Consider the following 17,986-nt stretch of genomic DNA (forward strand, 5'->3'; position numbering starts at 1 on the left):
AGATTTTATTAGAGGTATTCGTTCAAGATACCGATTAGGGTGTTGGCATCTTGCTCTCCGCTTTGTCGCCAGACCATTTCCCCTTTTTTGTAGATCATCAATGTGGGCAATCCTTTTACGCGTAAGGCCTGTGAGAGTTCTTTGTTCTTATCTACATCAATTTTTATGACTTTCCCTTTATCGCCCAATGCGGCGGCCACATCGCGAAGAACAGGATGCATTGAGGTCGATTGGTCATTCCATTCCGCATAAAAATCCAATAGTACCGGAACCTTTAAATCGATAAGTTCACCAAATTTTGACATACCTAAATCATTGATTTATCGACCAAATGTAGTAAAAATTGTTAAATCTATAGCTAAACCCTAGGGTACATAGTGTTTTCAAGAGGTTAAATCTATGTTAACGATTTCTTCTTTAGCGTAATCACGGTAATCTCAGGCCATATGCCGAAACGTCCGGGATATCCAATAAACCCGAAACCCCTGTTCACATTAATGAACTGTCCCAGTTCTTCATAAATGCCTGCCCAATACTTGTAGCGTAAGCGCACCGGACTGATCTTGAACCAGCCAGGTACCTCCAGACCGAATTGCATTCCATGGGTATGGCCACTCAGTGTCAAATGATAGTGATATGAATCTTGAATCACCTCTTTTTCCCAATGAGTAGGGTCATGGCTCATGAGTATCTTGAAATCGTCCTTGGCGATTTTCGAGGCCGCCTTCTTCAAATCACCGACGGTCTTGAAACCTTCCCCCCAATTTTCGACACCCACCAAGGCAATGCGGTCACCATCCTTTTGAAGGTAGCGACTTTCATTCAACAGCAAATCGAAACCCATATCGCGCTGTAGGTTTTTTAAATCCTTCAGATTTTGGGCTTTGGCGGCTGCACTGTCCCAAGACGCATAATCGCCATAATCGTGATTGCCCAAGACAGAAAACTTACCATCTTTAGCGCTTAGCTTGGCGAACAACTCTTTCCACGGATACATTTCTTCTGCCTTGTTGTTGACCATATCACCTGTAAACAGAAGTACATCACTTTTTTGCTGGTTGATCAGGTCAATTCCATAAGACACTTTATCGGCATCGTCAAAGCTTCCGCTATGAACATCCGATATTTGGGTAATCCGATATCCATCGAAAGCAGCTGGCAGATCATCATATTCCAAGGTATACTTTAGCACCTTGTAATTGTACTTGCCTTTATACATGCCATATAGTAAGGCGCCAAAAGGCAAAGCGGAGATACCGAGGGCGATGGTGCTCAAAAACTTCCTTCTTGACGGCAACAGACCCCCTTCAACAGTAGTGGTATTCGTAAGTTTATGATAGACCATTGTTCCCAATCGAAAGACATCTTCCAGTAACAGAAACAGTCCTAAGAACAGGGCAAGCAAAAAGAAGGAAAAGAATATTCCCCCGGCCACTCCTGTAGAAGATCGCATGGCAGCACCGGGTACATAGGTCATCAATTTGAACATAAAATATCCCCAGGCCACCAAAAAAGAAGCAACATAGGCCAAATAGACCCATTGACTCTTAAATATGGTTTTGAAGGCCTGAAAGCCGTAAAACGCTAAAACAATGTAGATTAGGGAAAGAATTAATGCAAAACGAAGCATGCTTTTTTTTCAAAGGTATTTTGAATCACGCTTTCAGTCGTAGAATTTACCTTTTATTTAACGCTTCTCACTACTTCCTGTAAGATTTCAAAATTGGAAACCGGTAAAGCACTATCCGATAACAGCTTTGGCGAATTCATGGGCACTTTGGGGTCATCTGTCAGTGTGCGTTGCATTTGCAATCCAGATAGATGAATGGCCTTGAACCCTTTGGTCTTGAATAGATGTGCGTTCGATGCGTTAATCCCCGCACCGGGCATTATGGTCATATTCGCGGTATTTTGGTGCAGTGCAGTGAGCAAATCCAAACCTGAGACAGCCGTGGGTTGTTGACCGGAAGTCAATATCGTATTGACACCTAGTTTCTCCAGCGTATTTATGGCCGACATCGGGTTGAGCAACCAATCAAAAGCGCGGTGAAATGTCATTTGTAAACCTTGGTTGAGCGAAGCCAGTTCTTGCAAGCGCCCTTCATCAAGTTCAAGATCGGATTGCAATAATCCTACGACCACTCCTTCAAAGCCCATTTCCGCACAAAGCTTGATATTGCTTTTCATTATTTCGAATTCGTCAACGGTATAGGTAAAATCACCACTACGGGGACGAATGAGTACACGAACCGGAATAGAGATCTTCTCACTGACCGCTTTCAATAATCCGTAGGATGGTGTTATTCCACCCACTGCGAGTTCGGAACACAACTCGATCCGATCAGCTCCGGCCTTTTCAGCATTTTGGGCCGATTCTAGGGAATTGGCACAGACTTCCACTAGCATTTTAACTATATTTAAGGCGCTAAAGTAATCGAACTGATGTAAACTTTTCCCATTTGTCAAAAAATTGTTCTTTTTCGCCTGAAAGCAAAAAAATTAAATCAATTCATCATCAAAAACCAATGCAAAGAAGAAACTTCCTGAAAAATTCAAGCGCCGCTGCCGCGGGACTGCTATCCGCCCCTTTATTGACCTCCTGCAAAGAAGAAACCAGCACACAGATGACAGCATCCAACACCATAGTACCGATTCGCCCTATTGCGATTTGCACCTGGAACTTTGAAAACGCCACGGCCAAAGCCTGGGAAGTTTTACAAAAAGGAGGCACTTCCCTAGATGCGGTACAACAAGGCGCCATGGTCGAAGAGGCCGATACGAACAACCAGACCGTCGGGGTGGGCGGAAGACCGGATAGGGAAGGGAACGTGACCCTAGATGCATGTATCATGGACAAAGATGGCAACTGTGGGGCCGTGGTGTACCTTCAAAACATTGCCAGTCCGGTTTCAGTGGCACGAAAAGTCATGGAAGAAACCCCACATGTGATGTTGGCCGGAAAGGGAGCCGAGCAATTCGCTTATGAACAGGGGTTTCAAAAAACCGATCTATTGACAGAAAAATCTAGAAAAGAGTGGTTAGCGTGGAAAAAGACTTCCGAATACAAACCTATCATTAATATCGAAAACCATGATACCATCGGTATTTTGGCGATAGACAAGGACGGGGACATTGCCGGGGCATGCACTACGAGCGGCATGGCCTATAAGTACGCCGGGCGTGTCGGGGATTCACCGCTTATTGGCGCTGGGCTCTTCGTAGACAATGAAATTGGGGCGGCAACCGCCACTGGCGTCGGAGAAGAAGTGGTACGTACCGTGGGTAGCTTTTTGATTGTGGAATTGATGCGTCAGGGCAAATCACCCCAAGAGGCTTGTGAGGAAGGCGTTAAGCGCATTATGGCAAAGAATAAAGATCGTACCGATTTTCAAATCGGTTTTATTGCCATCAACAAAAAAGGGGAGACGGGCGGTTATTGTATTCAACCCGGGTTTACCTATCGGACCTTTACCGAAGAGGGACATACGAATACGCCTTCGTCCTCTTTCTTATAAGGATGAAACACTGTGTTTTAGCCTAGAACCCATAGTAACACAAAATGCAACGGCAGTAGAAGCCTATCGCCGTACCAAACCCTACTTTTCAACCTCTCTTTGGAGGACAATTTTAAAATTGTATTTCGTTTCAAAACAAACTTCGTACTTTTAACTTTCCACTTTTAATGTAGCGCAATGGCGGACCAAAAACGACTTTTTTTACTAGATGCATATGCCCTGATTTTCCGGGGATACTATGCCCTAATCAAAAATCCAAGAATCAATTCAAAAGGAATGGACACCTCAGCGATCATGGGGTTTATGAATTCGCTTTTCGATGTGATCAAACGCGAAAAGCCGGATCACTTAGCCGTATGTTTCGATAAAGGGGGTAGTCAGGAACGTACCGAACTATTTCCGGAGTACAAGGCCAATCGAGACGAAACACCCGATGCCATCCGTATTGCCGTACCCTATATTCATCAGATTTTAGAAGCCATGCACATTCCATCCGTGGTCTTGGAAGGATGGGAGGCCGATGATATTATCGGCACCTTGGCCAAACAGGCGGAAAAGGAAGATTACAAAGTGTTCATGGTGACCCCTGATAAAGATTTCGGACAATTGGTCTCTGAGAATATTTTTATGTATCGCCCAGCTCGTATGGGTAATGGCATCGAAATTTGGGGCATTCCCGAAATACAAAAGCGATTTGGTGTCGAGCGCCCCGAGCAGGTAATCGATTATCTAGGAATGATGGGAGATGCCAGTGATAACATTCCCGGTCTTCCCGGAGTAGGCGATAAAACGGCCAAAAAGTTTTTAGAGCAATTCGGCTCTATGGAAAACCTGTTGGCCAATACCGACCAATTAAAGGGAAAAATGAAGGAGAAGGTGGAAGCGAATGCCGAGTTGGGCCTACTTTCCAAAAAGCTAGCTACCATTTGTGTAGACTGTGACGTTACTTTCGACGCCAAGGATTATGAAATGTCGGTACCGGACAGCGAAAAGGTGCAGACCATTTTCGAAGAACTGGAATTCAGAAGGCTCAAAGATCAATTCATCAAAATATTTTCAGAAGAACCTCAGGAGACGGCGACACCAACATCAAGCCAACCTAGCGTTGCTACAAAGCCCCAAGAGGCAGGCAGCGGACAGTTTTCCTTATTTGGGGGCGACCCTAATACCGTAGCAGGTACGATTAAAGATTCGAACAGTCGAAAAACCATAGCGGATGTAGCCCATGTGTATCAAAGTATCGCTCCGGGTATGGCTATGAAGTTATTCGTTCAAAACTTGTTGAAACAAACGTCGGTCTGTTTTGATACGGAAACCACCGGGATCGATCCATTGACCGCAGAGTTGGTCGGTATCGCTTTTTCCTGGGAGGCCACGAAGGGGTTTTACATTCCTTTTCCCGAAGCTAAAGAGGAAGCTCAAGAACTCATTGAGCAATTACGTCCTTTTTTTGAATCACAATCCATTGAAAAAATCGGTCAGAACCTTAAATACGATATTAAGGTACTCGACAAATATGGTGTAAAGGTTAAAGGGAAATTTTTCGATACCATGCTGGCTCATTACCTTATCAATCCTGATATGCGCCACAATATGGATGTACTTTCCGAAACGTACCTCAACTATACCCCGGTTTCCATAACAGAGCTCATTGGGAAAAAAGGAAAAAACCAGCTATCGATGCGCGATGTTCCTTTGGAAAAACAAACGGAATACGCAGTCGAAGATGCGGATATCACTTTTCAATTGGCACAGCAGTTCAGACCGGAGTTGGCGGCCGCCAAAACGGAAGATCTTTTTAACGACATGGAAATTCCGCTCCTGCATGTTCTTGCCGACATGGAATTGGAAGGTATCAATCTCGACAAAGAGTTTCTAAATTCATTATCGGAAGAACTGACCAATGATATCGCCTCCTTGGAAAAGAAAATCTATGAGGCTGCCGGGGAAGAGTTCAATATTGGCTCACCCAAACAATTGGGGGAAATTCTATTTGACAAAATGAAATTGGTCGATAAACCCAAAAAGACCAAAACGGGTCAATATTCTACTGCAGAGGATGTGCTTTCCTATTTGGCCAAAGATCACGAAATCATCCAAAACGTACTGGATTATCGAGGGCTCGCCAAACTGAAGAGCACCTATGTTGATGCGCTTCCACTGCAAGTCGAAGAACGAACCGGAAGGGTCCATACCGACTATATGCAAACGGTTGCTGCGACCGGAAGGTTAAGTAGTAACAATCCTAATCTGCAAAATATCCCCATACGCACCGAACGGGGACGACAGGTTCGTAAAGCCTTTATTCCCAGAGATGAGAACCATACCTTGCTTGCAGCTGATTATTCCCAAATAGAACTGCGCATCATCGCTGCCTTGAGCGAGGAAACCACGATGATCGAAGCCTTCAAAAATGGGGAGGATATTCATGCGTCAACTGCGGCACGCGTTTTCAATGTGCCTCTAGAAGAGGTTACCCGCGAGCAACGGAGCAATGCCAAAACGGTCAACTTCGGCATCATCTATGGGGTCTCGGCCTTCGGTCTTAGTAACCAGACGGATTTATCGCGTTCGGAAGCCAAGGAACTGATTGAAACCTATTACAAAACCTACCCCAAACTCAGAAACTATATGGGCGAACAGATAGATTTTGCCCGTGACAATGGGTATGTGCAAACGGTTTTGGGCCGGCGGCGCTATTTGAAGAACATTAACGGCAGTAATGCCATAGTGCGCGGCGCGGCAGAACGCAATGCCGTGAACGCTCCCATTCAAGGTAGTGCGGCAGATATCATCAAATTGGCGATGATCAACATCCATAAAAGGCTATCGGAAGGCAACTATACCTCTAAGATGCTACTTCAGGTACATGATGAATTGGTCTTTGATGTATACAATCCCGAGATGGACAAGCTAAAGGCCATGGTCAAGGCGGAAATGGAAAATGCCTATACTCTGGCCGTACCCCTGGACGTTGAATTAGGTACTGGTGTCAATTGGTTGGAAGCACATTGAACCGAACTGTTAAGCTTTTCAAAAAGACATACGATTGATCGATGAAATGCGTTCTTAGAGAAGAACCTTATATGAAGCCACACCTATAAACACCTATAGTGAAAAAGCTTCTGATCATCTCCATCTTCTTACTAGGCTTGCAATCGGCCATAGCGCAATCGGCAACTGAAATCGAACCCGGGGTCGAAACACAGGTCCAAAAGGTTAAGGTATTTCCGAATCCAGCGACCAATGTGGTGAATATTTTGGGACTGTATAACAGCCAAAGGGCGGCCATTACCATTACTGACACCTATGGGAATGCGGTCTTACAGCACAATTGGGCCATTAAGAACAATGCCCTCAACATACCGGTCACTTCACTGAAATCTGGAATCTATATCGTCACCATCAGGTCGGAAGAACAGCAAGTTCAGACCAAATTCTTCAAGCAATAACGGGCGCTGTTCAATCAAATACGAAATTATAGGTCAAAGCGAACAAAGGACTGTTCATAATGGAAAGTTCGTAGGTACCCAATGGACTGCCCAAAAATACATCGGAATCGACTCCGGCTTGCCGTTGGGTATAATACAGGTTAAAGGGATTTCTTCTTCCGTAGACATTGTAAATCGTAAACGTCCAATCGCCCACCCATCTGCGATTGAGCTTTTTCCCATATTTCACCTTCCATGAAAAATCCAAGCGGTGATACGGTCGCAGTCGAGCGTTGTTCCGATCGATAAAGATCGGCACATCGATATTTTCCAATTTAAAAACGCTATTGGCGGCGGTATAAGGTCTTCCGGTTTGCCCGGTAAAATTAAAACTCCATGTATTGAACTTGTCCCCCTCAAAATTGACAGTGGCATTTACGACGTGGGGGCGATCAAAATCGGAAGGAAACCATTCGTTATTATTGATACGATCGGCCAATTTTTCACTTTCGGCACGCAACAGGCTTCGTGACCATGTATAGTTAAGCCACCCATTGACCTTTCCACTGGGTTTTCGTATACTGAATTCGACGCCATAAGCCTTCCCCTCCCCTTGAACGACATCTCTTTCCAAAAACTCTTCAAGAAAAAAATCGGCTCCGGGCTTGTAGGTCAGATTATTTTGGGTGTTTCGATAATACCCTTCCAACCCAACTTCATAGGCGTTTTCACCGAAATTCTTATATATACCAAAACCGTAAGAGTCACTTATTTGAGGTTTGATACTAGGATCTGCCGTTTTCCAACGTGAGGTGGGCAATGGGGTTGTCGAGTTATACACGTTCTGTAAATACTGGTTGAGTCGAGCATAACTGGCCTTCAGCGAAGTACTCTCATTTAGTTTGATATTGGCGCCCAATCTTGGCTCGAGTCCATTATAGGTCTTTACCCCGGCACCTTTTTCAAACACTGTGGTATTTAAAAGCGCTTCTGTTGTTTGGTCGAAAGTTGCTTGACGATACGGTCCTACCAAAACGTAATGATTATAACGCAATCCTGCTGACAGGGATACATTCTCCATAGGACTGAAGTTGACATTACCATAAGCCGACAACTCGTAGCTATTCTCCCTGGCTAGTTTGACGGGTTGAACACTGGTCGCCGTACCCGGAAGCAACTCTCCAGGACTTATTTGATATCGATTGCCCTGAACACCGACATAATAACCAAGGTCTGTATTGATTTCCTTTGAAAACTCGGATACAAAACTCAAGTAATTGATCTTCGATCGAAACTCAATCTTATTGTTATTGTCAACCTCGGGCAATAGGGTTTTCGGGGTATAGTCACTTACGACCAAAAATGTCCGAAGGTTGCTGCTCTCATTGAACGAATGACTCCAATTCAGGGTTCCGTTCAAGGTTCTAAAGTCGTACTGATTGGTTTCGGCATTGATATTCTCGATTTTGGTAATCAAATCCAACTGATAGAAATCCTTGCTATAAAAACCGGTAAAGGTAATTTGATCGTTCTCTGTGGGAAGGTAGAGCAACTTCATTGTACCATCGTAAAACTTGGCTCGGGAATTCTCCAATCGCTCAGAAACCAGGGGCAACAAAAAATCGGTAAGTCCCGCCCGACCTCCTAAGGTGACCATCAGCTTATCTTTTATAATGGGGGTCTCTATCGTTAATCTGCTTGATACGAGCCCTATTCCACCACTTAACTTAAACTTATCCACATAAGGATTTCTTACCTTCAAGTCCAAAACGGAAGTGATTCGACCCCCATATCGGGCAGGAATATTTGCTCGGTATAAATCGACACTTCCTAAAACATCAGGGGTAAAGACGGAAAATAGACCGAATAAATGGGTCGGGTTAAAGACCGGGGCATAATCCAACAAAATCAAATTTTGATCTAATGCTCCTCCCCTCACGGAAAGACCATTGCTCAATTCCCCAGCGTTGTTCACACCTGCCAGCAGGGTCATTCCGCGAAGTACGTCAACTTCACCAAGGCCTGACGGAATCTTTTTCAGCACCTGTGTCTGCAGTTGCACTGCCCCCATTTGTGGCAGTTCGAGATTGGCATTGATTTTTTTTGCCCTTACGATTACCTCTGAAAGCTGTTCTTGTTCCTCTTCCAATTCGATAACTATTTTCTGGCTACGATCCATTTTAAGGGTTCTACTGTCACTTTTATAGCCAATATAGGTAACGGTCATAGTATAGGTATCCTGGGGTAATTCGATACGAAATCGGCCTGAAGCGTTGGTGATTCCACCGCAGGCGCATGGTTGAAGAATCACCTCGGCACTTTCAAGAGGCAGCCCTGTTACTACATCCCGTATTTGAACGGCAAGGGTATATTCTTGGGCATTTCCCGATACTGTAAAAACAGCGAACAATCCTAAACATATGAGGTGTCGCAACACATTTCCGAAGGGTTTCGGTCTACTCGAACACTTTATTCCATCCATCCTTCAGGTGCTATTGCGGTTCTAAATCTGGTTTCGGTACAGGGGACGAAATTCGTCGGAGGAGGAGGGTGTGGTGAATTCAAGGTAGGTTCCAAACTCAATGGTAACCGTGGCGCTATAGCCTCTGCAGGGATGCCCATTCGATCGATAAAAATAGATACCGTAGAAGAAGCTACCGCCGTAAACCGGCCTAAGACAAAATCTTCGGAATCGTTCACATTGCTCATATTACCTACCAATGCCGCAGGTGGAGGCGCATTAAATCCCCCGTTATTATCAACAATGTCCTTCAATACCTTATAATATTGATAGGCGGCCGGTGTCAAGGAAAACTGTTGTAATTCCACGGAAATATTTTCTTTGGTATACAAGGGCAGAGAAGCTACATCGAGGTTACGGGTAGTTCCGCCATCGGAGAATTCATCACTAAAAATATTGACGTTTTCAGGAAACCGAATGCGCCAGCAATCGGTTTCACATAAATAATTGTAATACTCCGGGGTGAACCCTGTGGTAGGGATACATGCGCCATCCCTAAAAACCGATCCGCTGCAACTCTCACAAACCACCAAGTTTTCAAATGCACGATAGGTCCAGTAGTAAAAGTTTTCTTGTCCTCCGGGGTCATCAAAGGTAACGGCAATGGTATGACCCGGTTCAAAACTCCCTTCACCCTCATTGAATCGCAGTTCGGAATCGTAGTTGGCCACCGCTTCAACAATAGGTATTTCGTTTAGCACGACTTCGGGAGTTGATTGGTATTGGGTACCGTCGATAAGAGTAATTGCAAGCTCCCATCGCTCGCCTGAGGTGACCTCAAAATCATCTGGGGGCACATACGACTCACCACTTTCAAACAGGTCGACCGTCTCACCGGTATCGCTGTTCTTAAACGAAACCATGGCACCGCTTTGGAAAACGACGGCCCTTACACCAAACTGAATCTCCGATTTATTGATGATTACATAAGAAGTGCCTGGTGTTGTGGAGGCGAAACCTTCGACAAAAACAAGACCTTCACGAAATTCGAATTCCGGTTCTACCGGGTCGACACAACCTAACAGCGAAAATAATAAAAGTATGAGGGCTAGTAGGCATTGGTTTCTCGACATCAGCAGCGCGTTAGGGTCCGGCTACTAAAGATAGGGTTATTTCCTATACCTACAAGGGAGCTGTAATTAAAAAACCCATCCACAAAAACGGGATGGGCTTACCTATGGTATTAAGGTTAAGTATCATATTCTTTTGAAGATCAACTGCCCTTCATCATTGAAATTGTCTATATTCAAATCGGTGGCATCAACGGTCATGATATCACCATCGATCGTCTCATCAATGGAAAGGGTCTGACCATTCTCATCTACCGTAGTCAACACCGAACCATCATAGGTGTACGTACTTGCAGTAGTGTCGGATTCGGTAGGACAGGTAAAACCAGAGCCCGTGATGACCCCTTCTACAGGTGGCAGATAGTCTGCAGCGTCTTGTGCAGTAACCGTTAAATCAGCTTTAAAATCGAAGGTTAAAATAACGCAGTCACGCGCCGTAAGAAAGTCCAAAACCAGCTTTCCCAGTTTGGCATCATCACTTGCGGTCTGCTCATCAATTTGAAGTTCTGTAGCCTGCCACTCGCCCACAATGGAATTCTGTTCCGTTTCAATTTCGGTATTATCCTTATCATTAGAACACGACAAAATCAGCGCCGCGGCAGAAAACAATAGTAATCCATTAAGTTTCATCTCAGTCTTTTTTAGTCTTTGTAGTTAACGATGAAACGTAGATTTCATGCATATATTTTAAGAGATGCGTACTTTGGCTATAAAGCGAACCTATAAGTTGCATTGATCAAGAAGGTACGGCCAAGTTTTTAATCCCCAATTTGATTGTACGGCATAAAGAGTCAACGGCAATTATACCGCCACTTTATGATGGAATCAGGAGCTAACAAAAAATTAAAAAATAATCCGAAAATGACATTTGTATTTCAACTTAATAATTGTACATTTGCAGCCCGTTTGTAGGGATTGAAGTGTTTAATACATAAAGAACGTGTTGTGGATACATTAAGTTATAAAACGATTTCGGCCAATAGAAAAACCGTTGACAAGCAGTGGTTATTAGTGGATGCCGAAGGTCAAACATTGGGTCGTCTTTCTTCTAAAGTCGCCAAATTACTTAGAGGAAAGCATAAGCCTAATTTTACTCCTCATGTAGATTGTGGGGATAATGTGGTCATCATCAACGCCGAAAAAATAGCTCTTTCCGGAAAGAAATGGGATACTAAGATTTACCAACGGTACACAGGTTACCCAGGTGGTCAACGTGAAACATCGGTAAAGGAAGTATTGGCAAAAAATCCCGGTCGTATCGTAGAGCGAGCTATAAAAGGGATGCTACCAAAAACTAGATTGGGTGCTGACTTGTTCAGAAACCTTAAGGTATATGTTGGTACCGAGCACGGACAAGAGGCTCAAAAACCAACTCAAATCAACTTAAACGACATTAAGTAATGGAGACGATTCATAAAATAGGTAGACGAAAAACAGCTGTTGCTCGAGTATATGTTTCCGAGGGTAAGGGAAACATTACCATCAACGACCGTGACTTAAATGAATACTTCACCACGGCAACATTGCAATACAAGGTAAAACAGCCTTTTACTTTGACAGAGACCGATGGTGACTATGATGTTAATGTCAATGTATATGGTGGAGGAATCACCGGTCAGGCAGAAGCGGTTCGTTTGGCATTATCTAGGGTAATGTGTGAAATCAACGAAGAAAACAGATTGGTCTTAAAACCGGAAGGTCTATTGACAAGGGATCCAAGAATGGTAGAACGTAAAAAATTCGGCCAGAAGAAAGCCCGTAAGAAATTCCAGTTCTCTAAGCGTTAGAACAAGATTATCAGGTGTCTCTTCGAGGCACCTGTATTTATATATTAACAAGTTCATTGAAAGTTTTTCGCCATGCGGGAAACAATTAAAAATCCTTTGTGGTTTCTAAGCAGCAGAGGTAAATTAGTTTAGCATCTAAATGGTAGAGGCTATCGCACTAAGCGGTTACCACTCTGTCATTGCTAATTCATAAGAACGTAAACTAAATTCAAAAATGGCGAAAGTCGAAGTAAAACAATTATTAGAAGCAGGTGTGCATTTTGGACACCTTACAAGAAAGTGGAATCCGAATATGGCTCCTTACATCTACATGGAGCGTAACGGAATTCACGTCATCAACCTTTACAAAACCGTTGCAAAACTTGATGAGGCGAATGAAGCCCTCAGCAAGATTGCAGCTTCCGGTCGAAAAATTCTTTTCGTTGCCACCAAAAAACAAGCAAAAGACATTGTTGCCGAAAAGGTAGCGAATGTGAATATGCCTTACATTACTGAAAGATGGCCAGGTGGTATGTTGACCAACTTCGTCACTATTCGAAAAGCGGTCAAGAAAATGGCCATGATCGACCGAATGAAAAAGGATGGAACGTTTTTGACGCTTTCCAAAAAAGAACGCTTGCAAGTGGATCGCTTGCGTGCAAAGTTGGAAAAAAACCTAGGTTCGATTTCCGAAATGACCCGCTTGCCAGGCGCATTATTTGTAGTAGATACCATGCGTGAACACATTGCCGTGAAAGAAGCGCAAAAATTGAATATCCCTATTTTCGCTATGGTCGATACCAATTCGGACCCAAGACCTATCGATTACGTTGTGCCGGCGAATGACGATGCCTCTAAATCCATAGAGATTATCATGACCCAGGTGACCGATGCTATTGCAGCAGGTTTGGCCGAACGTAAGTCTGAAAAACAAGGAGAACGAGAAGGCAAGGATGAGGCAAAAGCGGCAACACCAAAAGCAGAGGCCCCTAAAGCTGAGCCAGTTGAAACAGAAGCTCCAAAGGCAGCCGTAAAGGCTGAGCCCGTAGTCGAAGAGGCACCAGCTGTGGAAAAAGCTGATGTCGCTGCAGAAGAGCCTACCAAAGCCGAAGCGCCGAAAGAAGAAAAGGCTGCACCTCAAAAGGCCAAAGCCGTCAAAGGTGACGATTTGACCAAAATCGAAGGTGTAGGACCCAAGGCCGCTGAAGCACTAAGCAATGCTGGTCTTGACACCTTTGCCAAGGTATCTGAAGCGGATGCCGATAAAATGAAGGAAATCTTGACTGAAGCGAGTTCTCGATTGGCTCATCTGGACACCAATTCATGGCCAAAACAGGCTAAAATGGCCGCCGATGAAAAATGGGATGAACTAAAAGCTTGGCAGGATAGCGTTAAAGGAGGCGTTGAATAACCCCTTTAAAAGAAAATAATACCACTAATTCTAGATTTTCCGAAGCTTCGGAAATGACATAAAATACAATTCAAATTATGGCAAAGATCACCGCCGCAGAAGTAAACAAATTGAGAAAGACCACTGGCGCAGGAATGATGGACTGCAAGAATGCATTGGTCGAAGCAGATGGGGATTTTGATAAAGCAATCGAAATTCTTCGTAAAAAAGGTCAAAAAGTGGCCGCTAAAAGAGCGGATAGGGAATCATCTGAAGGTGCGGCTATCGCAAAGGTCAATGATGCCAATACTGCAGGAGTTGTTATCTCTTTGAACTGCGAGACCGACTTCGTAGCAAAGAACGACAGCTTTGTTGCCCTAGCCAACGAAATGGCTGACTTGGCTTTAAACTATGATTCCAAAGATGCTTTTTTATCAGCTGATTTCAATGGGATTTCTGTACAAGAAAAACTAACGGAACAAACCGGTGTTATCGGTGAGAAAATCGAAATCGGCGGATTTGAAAAATTAAGTGCCGCTTTCGTGGGAAGTTATATTCACGCTGGCAACAAAATCGCCACCTTGGTAGGCCTTTCCGCCGCCGTTGATGGTTCTGCTGTTGTGGCCAAAGATGTCGCAATGCAAGCTGCCGCAATGAATCCGGTTGCCCTGAACGAAGAAGGTGTAGATCAGTCCGTAATCGATAAGGAAATCGAAATCGCTAAAGATCAGTTACGTCAAGAAGGCAAGCCCGAAGCAATGTTGGATAATATTGCCAAAGGAAAACTAAAGCGCTTCTTTAAAGACAATACTTTGGTGAACCAAGCATTCATTAAAGACAGTAAACAAAGTGTTGCCCAATATGTACAATCGGTTGATTCCGCCTTGGAAGTAACCGACTTCAAAAGGGTCGCTTTAGGATAAACCATATAGGCTAATTCGAAATGGAAACCGCTTCTCATAAAGAAGCGGTTTTTTTATTCATTTTTTTAATTGATCTATTTTATCCGTCATAAACGGATTATAGTTATACGCATTATCCGTATTGAGCTGGATGGCCTTTTCATAGAACTGGAGGGCCCTTGCCACATCACCTTTCTTTTCCAAACCTTCTGCATAACTCGCCAGCGCAACCCACCATTTTGAATTGACCTCGGCATTCAGTTGGTATACCGAGCATGCTTCTTCGATATCATCTGACCGAAGAAAGGTATTCCCAATACTGTTGATATTCCATCTTAGGTTATCGAAATCATAGCTCGGGTCTTGTAGCCTTATTTGGGCATACCTTGTTTTTGCATCCGCATACTTTTTTTCAAGAACCAATTTCATAACCTGTTGCTCAAGAAGGAGATCTGCATCTCCCTCCATTGGGAAAATGAGTTTTGAAAGATCATTGACAATGATATCATACCCCGGATGCTTATATCCGTTTGACAATACAATAATGGTGAGGTCATCAGCTACAAACTTTCTAAATGCGGAAAGATTACCCCCCGTAAATCCATAGGAGGTTTTACCACTGACCGCATAGCTGCCCCAACCATGTAGGAATTCATCTTCACTATTTGCGAATTGAAATGGGGTCCACATGTGTAACTTGGCCTTCTCCCGGATCAGCTCCCCATTATTCAAGCGCCTATTCCAGGCTACAAATTCATTCAGCGAAATATTTAATCCATTTCCAGGGTGCCCCCGTTTCCCTACATTTATGGTATCCTTACGAAATTCATTCTTACTGGCATCATAGTAGTATCGGGTGGCCCTATTATGAATTTCTTCTCTTGAATCAGAAGAGAAAAGCACCCCCTCCTTAGAAGCTGCAAACTGGTTTTTCAAGACATACGCATCAAAGGACAATCGCGTGGTTTTTTCGATTATTCGAGCAAGCAACCAATAATTGGTCTGGTTATAACGAAATTGATTCCCAGTTTGGAAATCCATTTTATCGTTGAACAATTCTTGCATCACTTCAGCATTGGATAGATGGCGCGGATATCTCAAATCAGGCAAGCCTGAAGAATGGGTCAATAAATGTTTAACTCGGACTTGCTCCCAAGCCTCTGGCAGACTGTCAAAGTGCTTGGAGATTTTATCCTCAAGTGAGATCTTCCCCTTTTCAACCAGTTGAAATATTCCGGTCGCCGTAATCAACTTGGTGGTGGAAAATACCCTGAAAATAGTTTTATTATCTACCGGCGACTCTTCTTCCAAAGTAGCGTTTCCTAGATAGTTCTCGTAAATGACATTTCCATCTTTTACCACCGCTACGGCCAATCCGGGAATATGATGGATCTCCATAGCTGAACGCACGTATTCATCAAGGCTATTTTTCTTTTCAATGGTGAGGTTCCCATTCCGTTTTCCAGTACATGAACCAACTATCAGCAGTAATGAGATCAGTATCCCTACGCTCTTTGTTTTCATTTTGCTTTGCTAAAAGGATATCATAGGATTCCAAGCGGATGAAGTCACATCCGCTATACAATTAAATCCGATATGATTGGTTATGAAAAGTTTTAGTTGGATCGAATGATGATATCACCGTTGAATGTCTTGAACAACATTTCAGGGCCACCACCATTGATTTTGCCACTCACCCACTGCTCTATTTCCACCTTGTAGGTACTCGACGATTTGTCGGTCTTGGCAATCGCCTTTTTCTTGTCGACCTGCATTTCGAAATCGGTGAAAATATCACCCTGTTCTGATTTCAGTTTCAAATCGGCCTTTGTTGAATTCGGAAAGGTGACATCAAGGTCGCCATTAAGGCTACTAAAAACCATGTTAGCATCATTGGTCACCGAAAGAAAATTAGCCTTGATATCTCCGTTGACCGTATCGGCCGAAGCGGATCCCCTGACATCTTCCATCGTAATCTCACCATTGACATTGCTGATCTCAAACTCCCCAGAAACTCCTTTAACATTGATATTACCTCTATTTACGGTCGCCAATTTAAGGGAGAACTCTTTCGGAACTTTTATCTCAAGGTTCGTGGTTTTATTCCACTGCTCATTAATGATTTGAACCACGTTGTTTTTTTCCTCACCGCCTATCTTCAAAGAACTATTTTGAATTCGTTTCAGCCCGTTCTTTTCCTTTTTATCATCTTTATAATGGGCCTTTCGATTTCCAAATGAAGCTTTGACAATAACTTCATTACCCTCATAAGAGATGACATCTATTGAACCCGCCAATTGCGATACGATCAGTTTGCCCGGCTCATTGGGGCTACTCAATGGTATCGAAAACAACTCGACACTTTCTTCTTGAGCCGTGTTCAGTAACGGCAATATTAGTAATAGGATACTTAGTAGTTTTGTATGTTTCATAATTCTTCTCTTTATTTTTTACCCCTGCCCAACGACAGTTATAGCGCAAAGGGTATTTTTTGTAAGGGTTTTATATTTTTTTAAGGATCACATTCCCGTTCAAGGTTTCAAAATCAAACGACAGGCCACCATTGCCAATTTGGACCACGGGTTTTGATTCATATTTGTACTTGGCATTTTTCTTTTGACCAGATTCGTTCTTCGTAGTTTTCGCATACTGTTTTGTAATATCAAAATCAGTAAACAACTCGCCGTTCATGCTTTTGAAAGCGATATCAGCCGACAGGTCTTTTTGATAGGTGATATTGATATCACCATTTAGCGAATAATACGTGGAAGTCGATGTCGGATTATCAGCATATGAAATGTTCACTTCCCCATTGATACAATGTACTTTTGTCTGTCCGGCAACTTCCAAGAGATCGATACCACCATTGATATTGTTTGCTTCGATATGACTGCCTCTCGTATTTTTGACCAACACCTCTCCATCATTGATAGCACCTACCTTCAGGTTGGTCCTTCTTGGCATTTTTACTTTAAAATTCAAGGTGTGTTCGTATGGGGATTCTTCCCAACGATTGCAATCAATGTTTGTGAATCGCCCATCCCTATAATGCATGTTTGGCACATCAGGATAAACAATAATCTTATCTCCTTGATTGATGACCTTTATTCCGATTTCCTTTTTACCAAGCTCCAGATTAGTGGTACTCCCTGCGCTAATGGTCTTTTCTACCGATACCAAAACCGTATTGCCCTCATAACCTTCTACCGTAATAGAACCGTTCAGGTTTTGAACTTCAAGCATTCGCTCTTCAACTGACCCTTCATAGGACAACTCTTTTTTAATGGTTTCCTTAAACTCTTTCCGTTGTGCGTTTGCACACTGTATCGCCAATGAACCGACCAATGCAATACATACTGCTACTCTTTTCATTTGATTTTGATTAATTGAT

Annotated in this window: 16 protein-coding genes; 7 read left to right on the top strand and 9 right to left on the bottom strand. The window is 43.4% G+C overall.

Features of this window, described 5'->3' with window-relative positions; translation table 11 throughout:
• Positions 1 to 8: 8 nt before the first annotated feature.
• From ACKWCA_RS01055 to ACKWCA_RS01065, 3 genes are all read right to left on the bottom strand, one after another.
• A complete protein-coding gene (locus ACKWCA_RS01055) occupies positions 9 to 305 on the bottom strand; it encodes a thioredoxin family protein (protein WP_413976278.1) in 297 nt (98 codons plus the stop codon).
• Between the two features lie 92 nt (positions 306 to 397).
• On the bottom strand, positions 398 to 1,630 hold the full coding sequence (locus ACKWCA_RS01060) for a metallophosphoesterase (protein ID WP_413976279.1): 1,233 nt from the start codon (positions 1,628 to 1,630) through the stop codon (positions 398 to 400).
• A gap of 53 nt (positions 1,631 to 1,683) precedes the next feature.
• Positions 1,684 to 2,406, bottom strand: coding sequence for a copper homeostasis protein CutC (locus ACKWCA_RS01065; RefSeq protein WP_413976280.1), 723 nt, complete (start codon positions 2,404 to 2,406; stop codon positions 1,684 to 1,686).
• A 119-nt stretch (positions 2,407 to 2,525) separates the two neighbouring features.
• On the opposite strand from ACKWCA_RS01065, the gene ACKWCA_RS01070 reads away from it, so the two are divergent.
• The 3 genes from ACKWCA_RS01070 to ACKWCA_RS01080 all read left to right on the top strand — a co-directional run bounded on the left by ACKWCA_RS01070 (position 2,526) and on the right by ACKWCA_RS01080 (position 6,967).
• Positions 2,526 to 3,515, top strand: coding sequence for an isoaspartyl peptidase/L-asparaginase family protein (locus ACKWCA_RS01070; protein WP_413976281.1), 990 nt, complete (start codon positions 2,526 to 2,528; stop codon positions 3,513 to 3,515).
• Positions 3,516 to 3,692: 177 nt separating this feature from the next.
• Positions 3,693 to 6,530 (top strand): DNA polymerase I, encoded by a 2,838-nt coding sequence (polA, locus tag ACKWCA_RS01075; protein WP_413976282.1) that lies wholly within the window; start codon positions 3,693 to 3,695, stop codon positions 6,528 to 6,530.
• Positions 6,531 to 6,628: 98 nt separating this feature from the next.
• Entirely contained in the window at positions 6,629 to 6,967 is a 339-nt protein-coding gene (locus ACKWCA_RS01080; RefSeq protein WP_413976283.1) for a T9SS type A sorting domain-containing protein, read from the top strand.
• A gap of 10 nt (positions 6,968 to 6,977) precedes the next feature.
• On the opposite strand, the gene ACKWCA_RS01085 is transcribed toward ACKWCA_RS01080, so the two are convergent.
• The 3 genes from ACKWCA_RS01085 to ACKWCA_RS01095 form a co-directional block, all read right to left on the bottom strand.
• The gene (locus tag ACKWCA_RS01085; RefSeq protein WP_413976284.1) at positions 6,978 to 9,428 is read right to left on the bottom strand and encodes a TonB-dependent receptor; all 2,451 of its coding nucleotides are present in this window, start codon (positions 9,426 to 9,428) and stop codon (positions 6,978 to 6,980) included.
• Positions 9,416 to 10,540 carry a DUF4249 domain-containing protein gene (locus tag ACKWCA_RS01090; protein WP_413976285.1) on the bottom strand — a complete coding sequence of 375 codons (1,125 nt, stop codon included), beginning with the start codon at positions 10,538 to 10,540 and terminating at the stop codon, positions 9,416 to 9,418. Before ACKWCA_RS01090 ends, ACKWCA_RS01085 begins: the two co-directional genes overlap by 13 nt.
• 123 nt (positions 10,541 to 10,663) lie before the next feature.
• Positions 10,664 to 11,167 (bottom strand): hypothetical protein, encoded by a 504-nt coding sequence (locus tag ACKWCA_RS01095; RefSeq protein WP_413976286.1) that lies wholly within the window; start codon positions 11,165 to 11,167, stop codon positions 10,664 to 10,666.
• 315 nt (positions 11,168 to 11,482) lie between these two features.
• On the opposite strand from ACKWCA_RS01095, the gene rplM reads away from it, so the two are divergent.
• From rplM to tsf, 4 genes are all read left to right on the top strand, one after another.
• On the top strand, positions 11,483 to 11,938 hold the full coding sequence (gene rplM / locus ACKWCA_RS01100; RefSeq protein ID WP_413976287.1) for a 50S ribosomal protein L13: 456 nt from the start codon (positions 11,483 to 11,485) through the stop codon (positions 11,936 to 11,938).
• Positions 11,938 to 12,324, top strand: coding sequence for a 30S ribosomal protein S9 (gene rpsI / locus ACKWCA_RS01105; protein WP_413976288.1), 387 nt, complete (start codon positions 11,938 to 11,940; stop codon positions 12,322 to 12,324). Before rplM ends, rpsI begins: the two co-directional genes overlap by 1 nt.
• Before the next feature lie 214 nt (positions 12,325 to 12,538).
• A complete protein-coding gene (gene rpsB / locus ACKWCA_RS01110; RefSeq protein ID WP_413976289.1) occupies positions 12,539 to 13,714 on the top strand; it encodes a 30S ribosomal protein S2 in 1,176 nt (391 codons plus the stop codon).
• A gap of 77 nt (positions 13,715 to 13,791) precedes the next feature.
• A complete protein-coding gene (gene tsf, locus ACKWCA_RS01115; protein ID WP_413976290.1) occupies positions 13,792 to 14,616 on the top strand; it encodes a translation elongation factor Ts in 825 nt (274 codons plus the stop codon).
• A 57-nt stretch (positions 14,617 to 14,673) separates the two neighbouring features.
• Here the strand turns inward: tsf and ACKWCA_RS01120 are convergent, their stop codons facing one another.
• From ACKWCA_RS01120 to ACKWCA_RS01130, 3 genes are all read right to left on the bottom strand, one after another.
• Positions 14,674 to 16,119, bottom strand: coding sequence for a serine hydrolase domain-containing protein (locus ACKWCA_RS01120; protein WP_413976291.1), 1,446 nt, complete (start codon positions 16,117 to 16,119; stop codon positions 14,674 to 14,676).
• Positions 16,120 to 16,211: 92 nt separating this feature from the next.
• Positions 16,212 to 17,027, bottom strand: a complete 816-nt coding sequence (locus ACKWCA_RS01125; protein WP_413976292.1) for a DUF4097 family beta strand repeat-containing protein — start codon at positions 17,025 to 17,027, stop codon at positions 16,212 to 16,214.
• 70 nt (positions 17,028 to 17,097) lie between these two features.
• Entirely contained in the window at positions 17,098 to 17,967 is an 870-nt protein-coding gene (locus ACKWCA_RS01130) for a DUF4097 family beta strand repeat-containing protein (RefSeq protein ID WP_413976293.1), read from the bottom strand.
• Positions 17,968 to 17,986: the final 19 nt, after the last annotated feature.

Source organism: Maribacter corallii (genome assembly GCF_047345415.1).
Lineage (GTDB): Bacteria > Bacteroidota > Bacteroidia > Flavobacteriales > Flavobacteriaceae > Maribacter_C.